Source organism: Collinsella sp. HCP28S3_E12, assembly GCF_052065595.1.
Lineage (GTDB): Bacteria > Actinomycetota > Coriobacteriia > Coriobacteriales > Coriobacteriaceae > Collinsella.
This window is the reverse complement of sequence record NZ_JBQHTS010000024.1, coordinates 1-15798: the sequence shown is the minus strand read 5'-3', so window position 1 is coordinate 15798 and position 15798 is coordinate 1. Positions and strand designations below refer to the sequence as shown.

At 60.5% G+C, this 15798-nt stretch carries 12 protein-coding genes and 1 tRNA gene; 6 read left to right on the top strand and 7 right to left on the bottom strand.

The annotated features are described in order from the left end of the window. Window positions 1–249 precede the first annotated feature (249 nt). A complete protein-coding gene (locus ACTNBY_RS08530; RefSeq protein ID WP_427795021.1) occupies window positions 250–1263 on the top strand; it encodes an asparaginase in 1014 nt (337 codons plus the stop codon). A gap of 317 nt (window positions 1264–1580) precedes the next feature. Here ACTNBY_RS08530 and ACTNBY_RS08525 read toward each other — a convergent pair whose 3' ends face one another. Beyond that, a complete protein-coding gene (locus tag ACTNBY_RS08525) occupies window positions 1581–1799 on the bottom strand; it encodes a helix-turn-helix domain-containing protein (RefSeq protein ID WP_427719445.1) in 219 nt (72 codons plus the stop codon). Window positions 1800–1875: 76 nt separating this feature from the next. Between ACTNBY_RS08525 and ACTNBY_RS08520 the strand changes: the two genes are divergently transcribed. Then, window positions 1876–2265, top strand: coding sequence for a hypothetical protein (locus ACTNBY_RS08520; RefSeq protein ID WP_441064151.1), 390 nt, complete (start codon window positions 1876–1878; stop codon window positions 2263–2265). 9 nt (window positions 2266–2274) lie between these two features. Here ACTNBY_RS08520 and ACTNBY_RS08515 read toward each other — a convergent pair whose 3' ends face one another. From ACTNBY_RS08515 to ACTNBY_RS08495, 5 genes are all read right to left on the bottom strand, one after another. Continuing rightward, complete coding sequence (locus ACTNBY_RS08515; protein WP_427719441.1) at window positions 2275–2658, bottom strand: DUF1648 domain-containing protein; 384 nt, start codon at window positions 2656–2658, stop codon at window positions 2275–2277. 11 nt (window positions 2659–2669) lie between these two features. Next, on the bottom strand, window positions 2670–3746 hold the full coding sequence (ychF, locus tag ACTNBY_RS08510) for a redox-regulated ATPase YchF (RefSeq protein ID WP_441064149.1): 1077 nt from the start codon (window positions 3744–3746) through the stop codon (window positions 2670–2672). Between the two features lie 114 nt (window positions 3747–3860). Further along, complete coding sequence (locus ACTNBY_RS08505; protein ID WP_441064147.1) at window positions 3861–5114, bottom strand: 4Fe-4S binding protein; 1254 nt, start codon at window positions 5112–5114, stop codon at window positions 3861–3863. Between the two features lie 151 nt (window positions 5115–5265). Then, entirely contained in the window at window positions 5266–6333 is a 1068-nt protein-coding gene (locus tag ACTNBY_RS08500) for a glycerol dehydrogenase (protein WP_441064146.1), read from the bottom strand. A 151-nt stretch (window positions 6334–6484) separates the two neighbouring features. Beyond that, entirely contained in the window at window positions 6485–7699 is a 1215-nt protein-coding gene (locus tag ACTNBY_RS08495) for an iron-containing alcohol dehydrogenase (protein ID WP_117794788.1), read from the bottom strand. A gap of 500 nt (window positions 7700–8199) precedes the next feature. Here ACTNBY_RS08495 and ACTNBY_RS08490 point away from each other — a divergent pair, with 500 nt between their 5' ends. From ACTNBY_RS08490 to ACTNBY_RS08475, 4 genes are all read left to right on the top strand, one after another. After that, window positions 8200–9276 (top strand): hypothetical protein, encoded by a 1077-nt coding sequence (locus ACTNBY_RS08490; protein WP_154517956.1) that lies wholly within the window; start codon window positions 8200–8202, stop codon window positions 9274–9276. Continuing rightward, the gene (locus tag ACTNBY_RS08485) at window positions 9276–10319 is read left to right on the top strand and encodes a hypothetical protein (protein ID WP_441016443.1); all 1044 of its coding nucleotides are present in this window, start codon (window positions 9276–9278) and stop codon (window positions 10317–10319) included. Before ACTNBY_RS08490 ends, ACTNBY_RS08485 begins: the two co-directional genes overlap by 1 nt. 45 nt (window positions 10320–10364) lie before the next feature. Further along, entirely contained in the window at window positions 10365–12542 is a 2178-nt protein-coding gene (locus tag ACTNBY_RS08480) for a MurT ligase domain-containing protein (protein ID WP_441064144.1), read from the top strand. Window positions 12543–12641: 99 nt separating this feature from the next. Continuing rightward, window positions 12642–12718, top strand: a tRNA-Glu gene (locus ACTNBY_RS08475). A gap of 572 nt (window positions 12719–13290) precedes the next feature. Here ACTNBY_RS08475 and ACTNBY_RS08470 read toward each other — a convergent pair. Next, on the bottom strand, window positions 13291–15378 hold the full coding sequence (locus tag ACTNBY_RS08470; RefSeq protein ID WP_154517961.1) for a glutamine synthetase III family protein: 2088 nt from the start codon (window positions 15376–15378) through the stop codon (window positions 13291–13293). Window positions 15379–15798: the final 420 nt, after the last annotated feature.

Here is a 15798-nt window from a genome sequence, read left to right as displayed (position 1 = left end):
CGGGGAGCCGATGCCCACCCGCGCGAATAAACGAGAATAACTTTCATAGTGTACACGTTATATGGGGTTTCTCGTCCCTCGCAGCCATCAGCGCACGGCAAACGCACGACCTGGGCCCCTATTTGACGGCAATTGAAGTGTTACCAAACGTTACAGATGATGTAATACGTTTGAACATTGGACACCCTGTGCCACAATACTGCCGAACGACTCCGCCTCTGGGGCGGCAAATACGATAGGAACACCAACATGAAGCGCATCCTTCTCATCGCCACGGGCGGCACCATCGCATCGACCGAGGACGGCAACGGCCTCTCCCCCGCCCTAACCGGTGAGGAACTCGCCCAGAGCGTCCCCGAGATCTCGGGCCTCTGCGAGCTCGACGTCGTGCAGCCCATGAACATCGACAGCACCAATATGCGTCCCAGTGACTGGATGCGTATCCGCGACGTCATCGTCGAGGGCTATGCCGACCACGACGGCTTCGTGATTCTGCACGGCACCGACACCATGAGCTACACCGCGGCGGCGCTTTCTTACCTGATTCAGGACAGCCCCAAGCCCATCGTGCTCACCGGCTCGCAAAAGCCCATGGGCAACCCCTTTACCGATGCCAAGCTCAATCTGTACCAGAGCCTGCTCTATGCGCTTGACGAGCATTCACACGACGTCTCAATCGTGTTTGGCGGTGTGGCCATCGCCGGCACGCGCGCCCGCAAGCAGCGCACCATGAGCTTTAACGCGTTCATCAGCGTCAACTATCCGCCCATTGCCTACATCCGCAACGACCGCATCGTGCGCAACGGGCTCCACGGCACCCACCAGAATGAGAGCCCGGTTCGTTTCTACGACCGTATCGACCCGCGCGTGTTTGTCCTTAAGCTCACGCCCGGCGTGAATCCAGGCATATTGGACGCCCTGACCGATAGCTACGACGCCGTAATTCTGGAGACCTTTGGCATTGGCGGTATTCCCGAGTTTGGCGAGTCCGGCGAGTCATTCCAGGAGGCGATTTTCCGCTGGGTCGATTCGGGTCGCACCGTCGTTATGACCACACAGGTCCCCGAAGAGGGCCTCGATCTGGGTGTTTATGAGGTCGGCCGTGCCTACGCCGACCATCCGGGTATTTTGCGCGGCGACGATATGACCACCGAAACGCTCGTGGCCAAGACCATGTGGGCGCTCGGCCAGTCACGTGATGCGGCCGAGATTCAGCGCCTGTTCTACAGCCAAGTCAACCATGACCGCATCCCGATGGTGTAGCTAAAACAAAATCCGCCTCTTTGGGCCTTGTGGGGCACGTGGTACCTCTCGGAACGTGCAAAAAGCGGAGTTTTCAGCACCCGCCCCTTCCGGAAACGTTAAAATCGCTAGCTGTAAATCGCTTTTCGGCTCGATAGGCTCGTCCCACGCGTCTATTATTCCTCATAATAATGAATTTTGTGGATAATCCAAAACAGCAAGCATCGTATTTGCGCCTTCGGTTGCTGTCAATTTATTGAGGGATGCTGAATACTCGGGTTTTTGCACGCCGCCGTCGGGGGGACCCGTTCAGCAAACGACAAATCTAGCAAAAACGCCTACTCAATGCCCTCGAGAAGCTCTGACACCGTCATACCAAGCGCGGGCGCAAGTTTAAATAAAATCTCGAGCGTGCTGTTTGCCGTTCCGCTTTCGATTTGATCGAGATAAGGTCGGCTGATTCCAACCGCCACGCAAAAATCGACCTTGGAGATACCAAGGGCCTTGCGCGTCCGCTCGACTCGCTCGCCAAGAATCTGTTTCGCATGTTCGTTCATGCAGACGAGTTTGAAATGGAGCAAAACAAAAACGTAAACTATAGTTTACGTTTTGCCCAATATACAGGAGTTTTCTATGTCGGGTTCTTCGGTCCGCATGTACCGAGCCACGCTTCGCACAAACAGCGCACCGCCCAAGCTCGTCGTCGTTGAAGCAGAATGCCTTTCGCCCGATGAGCGCACAGCATTTGCATTGCTATCAAGTCGCGTCGCCGCCGTTTTGGTCCCTTGCCCGGCGCAAGGTGAACTTGCCATCCAATGCCAAGCGCACGGCTGCTCACTCAATCAGGCTGCCGTAATAGCAACCAGCCGGCGTGGCCTGCCCCTTCTCTTGGAAGCCGGTATCGCGCTCTGCCTTCGCGGTGCCGGATACGAAAACGAGGCCGCCGCCGATGTGGTCTTTCAACCACGATCGAGCGGCGGCCTCGCAGCAGCCATCGAATATGCTTGCAGGCTCGTTGCCTAAACGCGCAAGCTAAAAGCCCAGGCCAAAGCCTGTGCCGGTAATCGCCGAATACATAAAGTAGACGTTAATTACGTTGAGGAATACGCCCGTGATGCAGCCGTTTCGCAGGTAGCGCTCGCACACGATGCGCGCCATGGCGGCGGAGTCCTCATTGTTCTTTGCCTGGCGTCCCGCCGTAAAGTACGTCGCCACGCTCAGCAGCAGGTTGAGTACCGGCAGCGCCAGCAGCTCATAGCTCTTGCCCCAGCGCGTCACCTCACCGGCGGCATTAAACTTTGTTGCCACCTCGGGACCAATGTTAGGGATTACAAACGCTGCGACCACCAGCGGAAGCACTGCAAGCACCAGCAGCGCGATGCCCATGTAGCCAGCTTTTTTTCCATATTTAAACATGCTCGCCGTCCTTACACGTTAAAGCGGAAGTGCACGACGTCGCCATCGGCCATGACATACTCTTTGCCCTCGATGCGCAGCTTGCCTGCAGCCTTGGCGCCTTGCTCGCCACCGAGCTCGATGTAGTCGTCATAGCCAATGACCTCGGCCTTAATAAAGCCGCGCTCAAAGTCGGTATGGATGACACCGGCGGCCTGCGGGGCGGTCGCGCCCTGACGCACCGTCCAGGCCTTGACCTCCATCTCGCCAGCCGTAAAGAACGACTGCAGACCGAGCAGCTTGTAGGCTGCCTGCGCGAGCACGTCCAGGCCGGGCTGCTCCAGGCCCAGGCTCTCCAGGTAGTCGGCCGCATCCTCGGGATCGAGCTCGGAAAGCTCGGCCTCGATCTTGGCGCAGATCGGCAGTGGCTTGACGCCATCGATGGGCGCCAGGTCCTCGTTGAGCATGTCCTCGTCCACGTTGGCCACATACAAGATGGGCTTCATGGTGAGTAGGAACAGGCCCTTGGCAGCGGCGCGCTCCTCGTCGGTCATCTCCATGGACGCGGCGCGCTTGCCCTCGTTGAGCCAGGCGAGCAGGCGCTTGGCGACCTCAAACTTGGGCATGAGCTCCTTGTCGCGCTTGGCCTCCTTCTCGAGCTTAGGCAGCTGCTTCTCGAGCGTGCCCATGTCGGCCAGGACAAGCTCGGTCATGATGGTGTCGGCATCGCCGGCGGGATCGACGAACTCGCCCGTGCGACCCACCTCACGCATGACGTTGGGATCCTTAAAATAGCGCACGACCTCGCAGATAGCGTCGGTCTCGCGAATGTTTGCCAAGAACTGGTTGCCCAGGCCCTCGCCCTCGTTGGCACCCTTCACCAGGCCCGCGATGTCGACAAACTCGACCGTAGCCGGCACAATGCGGCCAGGGTTGACAATGTCGGCGAGCTTTTGCAGGCGGCTATCGGGCACATCGACGATACCCACGTTGGGGTCGATCGTGGCGAACGGGTAGTTGGCGGCAAGGCCGGTCTTTTTGGTAAGCGCGGTGAACAGCGTCGACTTGCCCACGTTGGGCAGGCCCACGATACCGATGGAAAGGGACACGACAGCTCCTTTTGGTACAGGTACTTCAAACTGCATAAGTATAGCGCCGCCACAGCATCCGGGCGAATCCGGACACCGCGGCGGCGCAAATGAAGCAGAGATTGGGGTAGCTGGCTAGTCCGCGAGCTTCTCCACCTGGTCGAGCATCTTGTCGAGCTTGGCCTTCGCCTCGGCTTTTACCTTTTGGGCCTCTTCGTGGGCTTTGGCCTTCTGAGCGGCCTTTTCCTCGGCTTCGGGGTCGACGACAACCAAGTTGGACGCATCGTGTTCGACCAGCTTGAGCGCATGTTCGGGACAAACCTTGACACAGGCGCCGCAGCCCAAGCAATATGTGGACTCCAACGCGAAGCGGCCGCTTCCCACCAAATCGCAGGCGAACGTGGGGCATACATTGACGCACTCGCCACACGACGTGCACTTGTCAAAATCGCACTCCGGCGTGCTCACCTGCATGTTCTGGGCAAGCTCGGGGTGGTTCTGCAGTGTCGAAAGCACCAGCTGCCGCCCGTGCGTGAGCGAACGGCGACGCTTTGCCGTCGTGGTGCCGCACATGGTGTTGAGCGTGCGCTCCAGCTGGGTGATCTGATGGCGATGGGCCTTCAACTTTTGCGTCACCGAGGCCAGCGCCGCCGTCGCCGGGTTGAGCTTGGTCACCGTCAGACCCGTCGTGCGGGCAATCTTTTCCATGTACTCCTTGCGCTCGTACTCGCGGAGCTTATGGCACTTGAGGCTCTTGGGGTCGACCTCCAGGCCCATACCCGTGCCAGACCACTCCTCAGCCTTCGCAATCGCCTCGCCCAGGATATCCTCCCCACCGGTGTTGCGGCATTTATCGCACACGCCCAGCGGAAGGTACACACTCACGTTGGGATAGTCCGCCAGTACCGAGAACCAGGTCTCGGCCGTAATATCGCCCACGCAGGCAACGACGACCTCGTTCTCGCGCGGCATGCGCTTGAGGGCACGTGTGCAGGTGACGTAGGCGGTCTCGTGGCTCGTTGCCGCCGAGACAATGTCGTCATACAGGTTTTTGGGCGCCAGGCGCGGCGAGATGATTGCCTCGGTCGGACAGGCAGCGGCGCACAGGCCGCACTTGCGGCAGGAGTCGAAAATCTCGATGGAGTCTTCCTCGACCTCGATAGCGTTGACCGGGCACACATCCATGCACGCGGAGCAGCCACTCTTTTCGTTTTTGCAGGTCAGGCACGGAATGGTGTTGCCGCGCGGACGCTCCTTGTAGTCGGCGGGATTCCACTGCGGCGCCGACGGATCGAGCGCATCGGTCACACCGCCAAGCGGGTTTTTAAGAAAGTCGAAACCCTTGCTGATCTCGATAATGTCATCAAACAGATCGTGTTCCTGCGCCATGCGCGGCCCCTCCCTGAGCAGTGCAAACAAGCAAGAGATAATGATACGCTATCGGCCCACGCCTCGGGCAAATTACATGCGGCGCATCATTGAGACAAATAGCCTATGGCCTATCGCCGCCTCGATTGCACAAGGTCAATCAAGCGCCAAGCTATGCCTCGCACATGAGCTGCACGAGCTTTTGTTTGGTCACCTTGGCCTGTTCGTTAGCCATATTGCGCTCGTTCTTAAAAGTTGCGTCCGCAACGCTCAGCAGGTCGGCATCGGAAATCTCGCCAAGGCCCAGCTCCTCGAGTGTCGTCGGCAGACCCACGCGCTGGCAAAACTCGAGCACCTGATCAAGCTCGGGCGCGCACTCCAAACGAAGCTGCACCACCAGGCCAAATGCCACGGCCTCACCATGCATGGCCTTGCACTCGGGCAGAATCGTCAGGCCGTTGGCGATGGCATGGGCAAGCGCTAGGCCACCGCTCTCAAAGCCGACGCCCGAGAGTAGGATATTGCACTCGATCAGACGCTCAACCGCCGGCGATATACGACCCTTTTTAAGATCGCGCTTGGCAGCGACACCAAACTCCATAAGCGTGTCATAGCAGGCACGAGCCGCAACCAAGGCCAAGTGTCCCGGCGCGCCACCGTGCTCGTTGGCGCCGTGCGCCGCGGCGCACGAACGCGCCTCGAAATACGTTGCCAGTGCGTCGCCCATGCCAGCGACCGTCATACGCAGCGGGGCTGCCGCGACCACGCAGGTATCGACCACAACCAAATCTGGATTCTTTTCGAGCATCAGGTAGCGGTCGAACGATCCATCCTCGTGATACAGCACCGAAATCGCGCTGCACGGGCCGTCCATCGAAGCCGCCGTGGGGCATACGCACAACGGCAACTCGGCATAAAACGCAACGGCCTTGGCGATATCGAGCATCTTGCCGCCGCCAATACCCACCACCATGTCGCAATACTCAGCCTGGGCTTCCTTGGCCATTTCGACAACGGCCTCTTCCGTACACGGACCGTCATAAATCTTAAAGAACGGCTCGCTTAGATCTTCGTCCAGAAATCCATCGACGATCTGCCTGCACAGCCGATCCTCGGTGCCTTGGTCAAACAGGACATAGGCGGAGCATCCCAACCACGACAGGTATCTGCCCTGACGCGAAAGTTCGCCCGGCCCCTGAACATACCGGCCGGGACCGCCATAAACCATAGGAAGCGCCATACGAGAATCCGCCCTTCATCAAACAACGATTGGTGCAAAGCCACCTGTCCCCTTGTGGCAACTTGGCGCATTGAGGACAGGTTAGATTGCACCATAGAAAAAGGGTCCCGCGCACAGAGCGCGAGACCCTTATCAGAACAATGTGTGCCGATTAGAACGTGACCGGGGTGTCGGTGTAGACGCACTCGAGCAGCTGCTCCATCTCCTCCTGAGACGGCTGGCGCGGGTTGGAGCCCGTGCAGGCGTCGAGGATGGCGTTGGCGGCAACGTCGTGCTTCTTAGCCTCGAACTCATCGTAATCGATGATGGACTCGTCGGCCTTCACGCCCTTGGCACCGTAGTTCTTGATGCCCTGCGGGATGTCGAGCTTGTCGTTGAGGTCGCGAATCTCCTGGACCAGAGCCTCGACCAGCTCGTCCTCGGTCTCGCCGGCGAGGTGCAGGATCTCCTTGGCGATGAAGGCGTAGCGGCTCTTGGCGCGAGCGTCCTTGGCGTTGAACTGGATGACCTTGCCCAGGTACATGGCGTTGGCGCAACCGTGGATGATGTGGTCGCCCTCAAAGGCGGCACCGGTCTTGTGAGCCATGGAGTGGACAATGCCCAGCAGACCCGAGGAGAAGGCGATGCCGGCGATGCACTGGGCGTCGTGCATGTGCTGACGGGCCTCATGATCGCCCTGATAGGACTTGGGCAGCCACTCGACGATCTCGCGGATAGCATGCAGGGCGTTGGCGTCGGTGTACATGGAACCAGCGGTGGAGACGTAGGCCTCGATGGCGTGAGTCAGAGCGTCCATACCGGTGTGAGCGCACAGCTTGGCGGGCATGGTGTAGGTGAGCTCGGGGTCGACGATGGCGACATCAGGGGTGATGTTGAAGTCGGCCAGCGGGTACTTGATGCCCTTGGCGTAGTCGGTGATGACGGAGAACGCGGTGACCTCGGTAGCGGTGCCGGAGGTAGAGGAGATGGCGCAGAAGTGAGCCTTCTGACGGAGCTCCGGGAAGGAGAACGGGACGACTGCCTCCTCGAAGGTCTCCTCGGGATACTCGTAGAACAGCCACATAGCCTTAGCGGCATCGATGGGCGAGCCACCGCCAATGGCGATAATCCAGTCGGGCTGGAACTCGGTCATGGCCTCGGCGCCCTTCATGACCGTCTCGACGGACGGATCGGACTCGACGCCCTCGAACAGCTTGACCTCGAAACCGGCCTCCTTGAGGTCGGCCTCGACGTCCTGCAAAAAACCGCCGCGGCGCATGGAGCCGCCGCCGGTCACGATGATGGCCTTGCTGCCCTTGAGGTTCTTCACCTCGTGGCGAGCGCCCTCACCAAAGTACAGATCGCGAGGATTGGTAAAACGTCCCATACTGTGCCTCCTAAACAAGCCCCTCTTAGACTTGCGTATATAACGGAGCACCCGATTGGCTCCGTTAGGACCGTTTTGCGCGTTGCCGGCGATGACAATGCGCGATGTCTAAACGTCTCAACGCTCAGACAAATATTATTTTACCGTTCTGGTTGGTCAGTTATTTACCGAAAGTCGACAATGATGAAACGTTTTTTCTATCCCTGAAGACCCTTATGCGGCATTCATGCTCCCAAGCTGGGCAAACGTTTTATCAAGGTTGACCACATATCCAGGGCAGGACTGTGCCCCTCCAAAAGACACACCGTTCGCCGCCAAAAATCGACCGTTTGCGGCACCGTGATACCACTCGGTCGTCCAAGGTGCCGACATTTGTGCGACATCCGTCTTCGTGGTGCAAAGGTGCATGTCCAAGTGCGGCACTCCCAATGTGCCTCATGCGGGTAAACTAGAACCTTATATAGAGACATTTGAACCCTAACCGCAGCAAAGGAGGCCCCATGGCATTCGATCCCATTCAAGAAGATTGCCATCGCCTCGTTCTTGAGGCCTTGCGCCGCGACAATATCCCGCTCACCGACGGCCCTGCCGTAGAGCGTCTGATGGAACAATTCACCCGCAACCCCGCGCCGCTCATCGTGCACGACCGCGACCGCGCCGGACATCTGATTGCCAAGGTAGTCGAGGCTGTCGACTACCGCATTCCCTTTATCCCTGACGATACCCAGGCAGAGCAAGAAGAGACCGCTGCCGAAAACATGCTTCGCGAGGCAGCCGCACTCGACCCGACCAACTGGGACGCTCAGCGCATGTTGACCGCCCTCACCGCTAACTCCAACGAGGAGTACGTACAGTACTTGGTATCCAAGCGCGATGAAGTCGAGCACGACCTGGCACTCAAGATCGCCTCGGCGCAGGACCCCTACGAGCGCGAGGCCGCAGGCGACCTTACACGCCGCCCCTACCTGCGCTGGCTTGCCGCCCTTGCGTCGCGCGCCCTCATTAGCGGCCGTTACCGCCTGTCGCTCGAAACCGCAAACCGCAGCCTGGACTTTGCCCCCAACGATCCGGCCGGTGTCCGCCACACTGCGATGCTCGCCATGGCAAAACTCGAATACCCCGCCGAGGAGCTCAAACGCTTTCGCTCTGCCCACTCCGTCCCCTATCTTGCCAACACGCCGCTGCGCCGTCGTCCCAAGGACGCGGAGCGCGACTTAGACCCGTGGACGCTCATCGCGCTGATGAGCGCTGCCTGGCGCGAGCTGGACTACGAGGGCGCCGAACACTACTTGCGCATCCTTGCGCGCTCGTGCCCGCACGCAGCCGAGGCGCTTTACTTTCAAACCGAGTTTCCCGATGGCGTCTATGCCCGCGTCAACGTGGGCGTGGGCTCCACCGACGAGCTTGTCCTTGCGCTGTCCGAAGCGACGCCGGTACTGCAGGAGGGCTTGGGCGCCCCCGACAACGCCAGCTTTGCCGCCTGGGTCGCCACCAACGATATCGTGCGTTCCCAGATTGACGAGCGCATCCTGCGGGCGGCCGAGCAGGGCTTGCCGTTTAAGGGAGGAGACCTCTAATGGATCCGAGCGTCTACATCCCCGCCTACCTGGAGCGCGCCTACGTTGCGTCGCACCCCGAACTCACCGATGCAGCACGCGATCTTGTCCATAACGACGTAAGCGTCAACCCTCATAAGTATGCGCAGACCGAGCATGCCCAGGCACTGCTTTCCTATGCCGGTGTTCACCGCCACCTGCTCGACGAGCTCCATCGTATCGAGGATATGGGCAGCGATGAGGAGTTTGAGCAGACTCGCAACCGCCTGTTCGACGATATGCGCGATGAGCTGCTCAAGATCGTCCGCGTCGATGCGTATGTCTTCGATGCCCAGCTGCTTGCCATCATTTTGGCGGACACGCCCGTCGACGCCTGCCTGGGCGACCTGATGAAGCTCGAGGCGACCACAGCCGATTACTTACGGCAAAGCGTGCCCGGATTCGATATGGAGGCCCCGCACTACTGGACCAACAAGGTGCTGGCAGACGGTGTGACGGCGGCCGATCTCACCGTGAGCGAGCCGGCGCTTATCGGGTGGCTCCACACGCTCGAGGCCATCTCGCAGCTGTGCATGGCGAGCGCTCGCTACCGTGCTGCCGTCAACTACTCTCGCCGTGTTCTTAAGGCGGAAGGCTATCCCACCCGAGCTGCCGGCACCGTGCTACTCGCCCTCGCTCGTCTGGAAGACGAGGACGGCTTTTTTGCCCTGGCCCACCAGCTCGAGGAGCAGATGGGGGCCGATGCCCTCGAGAACTCCCCCTGGTACCTACTCGCCCGCACGATCCTGCTGTTCAAAACAAACAAGATGCGCCCGGCGACACGCGCCCTGCGTGAGTTTGCCAACCGCTGCGAGGGCGGCGCGTTCTTTTTGCTGAACCCCATGTATCAGACGCCGTACCTTCCCTGCCGGCCCGAGCCGCACGACCCCTGGGACCTTTCGCACCAGGCAGTTTGGGAGGCCGACGGTATCATCTCGGATACTCCCGACTTTGCCCCCTGGGCCAACGCTTGCGAAGACGTATCGCAGCTTGCCCAGGAATTTGCGCGCCGTTATGGCTTTTAACGGCACGATCGCCACGACCATGTCATTCACGTTAGGAACGGCTTCATGAACTTCCGCTCATCTCTCGCCTGCACTTCGAGCGATATCGCCCGCTGGGGGCTGCGCTCCATCCTTAAGCGCCAGGGCGGCGTACTCCCCGGCCGTATCGCCATGAAGATCGACCCCGAGCTGCTAAGCGACCTCGCGAGCCTTGTCGACCGCAGCGTGGTGGTCACCGGCACCAACGGTAAGACCACCACCTCCAACCTCATCGCCGACGCCGTTGCCGCCAGCGGCGCCACCGTGGTATGCAACCGCGCCGGCAACAACATGGAGCCGGGCGTGGTGGGTGCCCTGCTCGAGGGCCGCAGCGATCTTAAGCGTGCCGGCAGCGGCAGGCGCGTGGGCGTCTTTGAGTGCGACGAGCTCTACACGGTGCGCGTCTTGCCCAAGCTCAAGCCAACGTACTTTGTGCTGCTCAACCTGTTCCGCGACCAGCTGGACCGCTACGGCGAGATCGACCACACCCAGGACGTCATAGCCCACGCGTTGGAGCTTTCGCCGGCAACGACGCTCATCTATAACGCCGACGACCCGCTCTGCGCCTCGATCGCCGCACGCGTCCCCAATACGAGCATCGCCTTTGGCATCGACGGCGCCACGGGCACCGAGTCCGATCGCATTAGCGACTCGCGTTTTTGCTCGCAATGCAACGCGCCGCTGGAGTACGACTATGTGCAGTACGGCCAGCTCGGCGCCTATCATTGTCCTTCGTGCGGTTGGAGTCGCCCCGCGCTGGTCCGTCGCGTGACAGGCGTTGAGCTCGGCTGCGACGGCTACGGCTTTGACCTGACCTTTGGACCCGAGGCAAAAGCGCCCGCAACGCACATCGCCACGCGCTACAACGGCCTGTACATGGTCTACAACGTTGCCGCCGCCTTCTTTGCGGCGCGCGAGTTGGGCGTGGACGCAGCGCATCTGCAGCCCACGCTCGATGCCTACGTCCCCGCCGGCGGACGCATGGGCCGCTGGGAGATTGCCGGCCGTACCGTCGAGGCAAACCTGGCCAAAAATCCCGTGGGCTTCGATCGCCAGATCCAGTCCATTAAAACGGCAGGCGGCAGACTCTGCGCCTTCTTCCTGAATGACAACGACGCCGACGGCCACGATGTCTCGTGGATCTACGACGTCGACTTCGAGCGCATCGCCGATACCCCAGGGCTTGTCGCCTTTGCCGGGGGTACGCGCGCGCACGACATGCAGGTGCGCCTGAAGTACGCCGGCATCGACGCCGCCATCATCTCGAATATCGAGCAGGCGATCGGCGCCGTGGCAGATGAGGCAGCCGATGACACCTTCTACGCCGTCGCCAATTACACGGCATTCCCGCCGTTGGTCAAAGAGCTCGACGGACTTAAAGACGCCGATGCGAGCTCGGTTGCCTCCTGCGCCGTAACACGCACCGATGGCAGCGCCGTCCCCACCGATATTGCGCCGGTCGAGCTTCCGCGCCCGCTGCGCATCGTCTATCTGTATCCCGATGCCCTCAACCTCTATGGCGACGGCGGCAACGTCATCGCCCTCGAGCGCCGCTGCGCCTGGCGCGGCATTCCCGCGCGCGTGGACGAGGTCCGCATGGGCGAGACGCTCGATCTTACCGACGCCGACATCGTCATGATGGGCGGCGGTGCCGACCGCGATCAGTTGGCTGTGGCACACGAGCTGCTCGCTCAAAAGGACAAGGTTGCGACATATGTTGAGGACGGCGGCTCGTTGCTTGCTATCTGCGGCAGCTATCAGCTGCTCGGTCGTTCGTACTATATGGGCGAGAATCGCATCGAGGGTCTAGGTGTCATCGCCGCCGAGACCGTGCGCGGCTCCGACCGCCTGATAGGCAACGTCGCCGTCAAGACCGACCTGGCACCCGAGCCCTTTGTGGGGTTCGAGAACCACGGCGGCCGCACCCTGCTCGATGCAGAGGCCACGCCGCTCGGAACATCTGTCGTCACGGGCACCGGCAACAACGGCGACGACGGCTTTGAGGGCCTCATCTACAAGGGCGTCATCGGCACGTACCTACACGGACCGGCACTGCCCAAGAACCCCGAGCTCGCCGACTGGCTCATCGCCCATGCCCTCGAGCGCCGTGGCGATGCACAGGCCGCCGCCCTGCTGCCGCTCAAGCCCCTCGACGACACCTACGAACACGCCGCCCACGACGCCGCGATGAAGCTCCTCCCCTAACGCCCCGCCACCACAAAGGGACAGGCATCTTTGTGGTGGTTTTTCAGTTTGCCAACGATATGTGAACGAATAAAAAAGTCTGCTATACTCTTTCCCGCTGTCCCCATCGTCTAGCGGCCAAGGACGCCACCCTTTCAAGGTGGATATCGCGGGTTCGAATCCCGCTGGGGGCACCATTTAAAACGAGAAGCCCGTTACCCTCGCGGTGGCGGGCTTTTTTCTACCCATGTGCCGGGATTCGAACCCGACAGGGTGCGGAGCTGAGGAAACGCGAAGCGTTTTCCAGCGCAGCACGCAAGGAGCGGAGCGACGCAGCGAAGGCGGGCGGCGCCAGCCGCACGCGGACATCCCGCTGGGGGCACCATTTGAAACGAGAAGCCCGTTACCCCCACGGTAACGGGCTTTTTTCTACCCCAACGCCGGGATTCGAACCCGACAGGGTACGGAGCTGAGGAAACGCGTGAGCGTTTTCCAGCGCAGCACGCAAGGAGCGAAGCGACGCAGCGAAGGCGGGCGGCGCCAGCCGCACGCGGACATCCCGCTGGGGGCACCATTTAAAACGAGAAGCCCGTTACCCCCGCGGTGACGGGCTTTTTTCTACCCATGTGCCGGGATTCGAACCCGACAGGGTGCGGACCCCGGCAAATCGGCGGCAAAACGGACTCCAAAGCGTCCTTCGCAATCAAAAAGCCGGGGCCCGCGCGATGCGGACCCCGGCTTAATACCGTGACGATATGTTGGCTATGCCCTACACGTAGAACAGGATGTCATCGTAGGTCGGGACCGGCCAGTAGTCGGCGGCCACGATCTCCTCCATGGCATCCACGGAGGCACGCAGCGTATCCATAGCGGGAACGACCTCGTGTGCATACACATTGGCCTGCTCCTGGCCATCGAGAGCCTCGGCCTTCTGATGCACGGCGTCGAGCGCCTTGATGGAGTCGTTGATGGCGGTGATACCGTTGCAGAGCTTGTTGAGCGTGTTCTGCTCGCACTGCATTGCGGCCTCAGCACCGGCGGCACGAATTGTCTCAAGGCCCTTAGCGACCTTGGTGGCATAGGCGGTAATGACCGGACGATAGGTACGACGTGCCTCGCGAATCATCGTGGTAGCCTCGATGTTCATGAGCTTGTTGTACTTCTCGAGCTTGCAGTCGTAGCGGCACTGAGCCTCGGCCTTGGTCAGGACGCCCGTCTCCTCAAAGAGCGCGATAGCCTTATCGGAAACAAAGGCGGGAAGAGCGTCGGCCGTGGTCTTGTTGTTGGCAAGGCCGCGCTTCTCGGCCTCGATGGGCCACTCGTCGGAGTAACCGTCGCCGGAGAACAGGATGCGCTGGTGATCGGTCAGCACCTTCTTACAGTACTCGAGCGCGGCGTCCTGGAACTTATCCTCGGGCGTACCCTCGAGTGCGTCGGCGAAGGACTTGAGCGACTTGGCCACGGCGGCATCGAGCACCAGGTTGGAGTCGGAGACGTTCTGCTCGGAGCCGCAGGCACGGAACTCGAACTTGTTGCCGGTGAAGGCGAACGGAGAGGTGCGGTTGCGGTCGGTGTTGTCCTGCATCAGCTTGGGCAGGGTATCGGCGCCCAGGTCGAGCACGCCGCGCGTGGCATGGACGGAAGCCTTGCCATCGATGATCTTCTCGACGACCTCGGTAAGCTGGTCGCCCAGGAAGATGGACATAATCGCCGGAGGAGCCTCGTTGGCGCCCAGACGATGGTCGTTGCCGGCCGAGGCAACGGAGGCACGCAGGAGCTCCTGATAGTTATCGACGGCCTCGATCACCGCGGTGAGGAAGACGATGAACTGCAGGTTGTCGAGCGGGGTGTCGCCCGGATCGAGCAGATTCTCGGACTCGGTGCCAAGCGACCAGTTATTGTGCTTGCCCGAACCGTTGATGCCCTCGAAGGGCTTCTCGTGCAGCAGGCAGACCAAATCGTGGCGGGAGGCGATGAGCTTCATCTTCTCCATCATGACCAGATTCTGGTCGATGGCCTCGTTGACCTCGCCATAGACGGGGGCGAGCTCATGCTGGCAGGGAGCGACCTCGTTGTGTTTGGTCTTGGCGGGAATGCCAAGCGCCCACAGCTCATCGTCCAGGTCCTTCATATAGGCCGAGACGGTGGGGCGGATAGCGCCAAAGTAGTGCTCCTCGAGCTCCTGGCCCTTGCAGGGAGCAGCACCAAAGAGGGTGCGGCCGGTGATGACCAGGTCCCTGCGCTTGCGGTAAGCGTCCTTCTTGATCAGGAAGTACTCCTGCTCATCGCCCACGGAAGGAACGACCTTCTTGGGGGTCTTACCAAACAGCGCCAAAACGCGCTTGGACTCACGCGAGAGCGCGGTCATGGAGCGCAGCAGCGGGGTCTTCTTGTCCAGGGCCTCGCCCGTGTAGGAGCAGAAAGCCGTGGGGATGCACAGGACATCGTCCTTGATAAAGGCGGGGCTGGTGGGATCCCAAGCGGTATAGCCGCGGGCCTCGAAGGTGGCACGCAGGCCGCCGTTGGGGAAGCTGGAGGCGTCCGGCTCGCCCTGGATGAGGTTCTTTCCCGTAAACTTGGTAATAGCGGTGCCGTCGTGGTTGGGTTCGAGGAAGCTGTCGTGCTTCTCGGAAGTAATGCCCGAAAGCGGCTGGAACCAGTGCGCGTAGTGCGTCGCGCCCTTGGAGATGGCCCAAACCTTCATGGCATGGGCAACGGCGTTGGCCACATCCAGGTCGAGCGGCTCACCGTCCTCGAGGGTTGCAGCAAGGCGTTTCCAAATGTCCTTGGGGAGGTAGTCCTTCATGACTTCCTCAGAGAACACCATGGTCCCGAAGCGGTCAGTAAGTTCGGCCATACGGAACTCCCTTCGTATCGGCACCGCGTGAGAAGCGGTGTTGATTACTAACGAACGAGTCATAGCTTAGACTCGCCGTGTTTCCGCGACATTACCGTTATGTTGCCGTCGCGAAACTAATCAATGAGGTTACCGCATCGCGGCGATGTTGCCACCCTCAACAGCCAATCAACTGTATAAATTACAGACCTCTCCGCATGGTTTACGGGTAGTCTTTTTGGGACGGGGCTTTTTTAGCTGCCCTATTTAAATATGGTCTCAAGCTTTGGAGGCGCCGGATTGGGTAGCTAAAAAAGCCCCGTCCCAAAATGAACTGCCTCCCATTTCTTGGACATGAGAAATGGGAGGCTTTTTATGCGTGTCGACTTGAGGGTGAAGCACGACATCGAGGCCAGGAAGGCGGCGATCGGGCTCTTCGAG

Excerpts from the sequence above, each read along its gene's own strand:
- ACTNBY_RS08515 (WP_427719441.1), bottom strand. The coding sequence starts at position 2,658 with ATGTTTAAATATGGAAAAAAAGCTGGCTACATGGGCATCGCGCTGCTG.
- ACTNBY_RS08530 (WP_427795021.1), top strand. The coding sequence starts at position 250 with ATGAAGCGCATCCTTCTCATCGCCACGGGCGGCACCATCGCATCGACC.
- ACTNBY_RS08490 (WP_154517956.1), top strand. The coding sequence starts at position 8,200 with ATGGCATTCGATCCCATTCAAGAAGATTGCCATCGCCTCGTTCTTGAG.
- ACTNBY_RS08485 (WP_441016443.1), top strand. The coding sequence starts at position 9,276 with ATGGATCCGAGCGTCTACATCCCCGCCTACCTGGAGCGCGCCTACGTT.
- ACTNBY_RS08520 (WP_441064151.1), top strand. The coding sequence starts at position 1,876 with ATGTCGGGTTCTTCGGTCCGCATGTACCGAGCCACGCTTCGCACAAAC.
- ACTNBY_RS08505 (WP_441064147.1), bottom strand. The coding sequence starts at position 5,114 with ATGGCGCAGGAACACGATCTGTTTGATGACATTATCGAGATCAGCAAG.
- ACTNBY_RS08470 (WP_154517961.1), bottom strand. The coding sequence starts at position 15,378 with ATGGCCGAACTTACTGACCGCTTCGGGACCATGGTGTTCTCTGAGGAA.
- ACTNBY_RS08525 (WP_427719445.1), bottom strand. The coding sequence starts at position 1,799 with ATGAACGAACATGCGAAACAGATTCTTGGCGAGCGAGTCGAGCGGACG.
- ACTNBY_RS08500 (WP_441064146.1), bottom strand. The coding sequence starts at position 6,333 with ATGGCGCTTCCTATGGTTTATGGCGGTCCCGGCCGGTATGTTCAGGGG.
- ACTNBY_RS08495 (WP_117794788.1), bottom strand. The coding sequence starts at position 7,699 with ATGGGACGTTTTACCAATCCTCGCGATCTGTACTTTGGTGAGGGCGCT.
- ACTNBY_RS08480 (WP_441064144.1), top strand. The coding sequence starts at position 10,365 with ATGAACTTCCGCTCATCTCTCGCCTGCACTTCGAGCGATATCGCCCGC.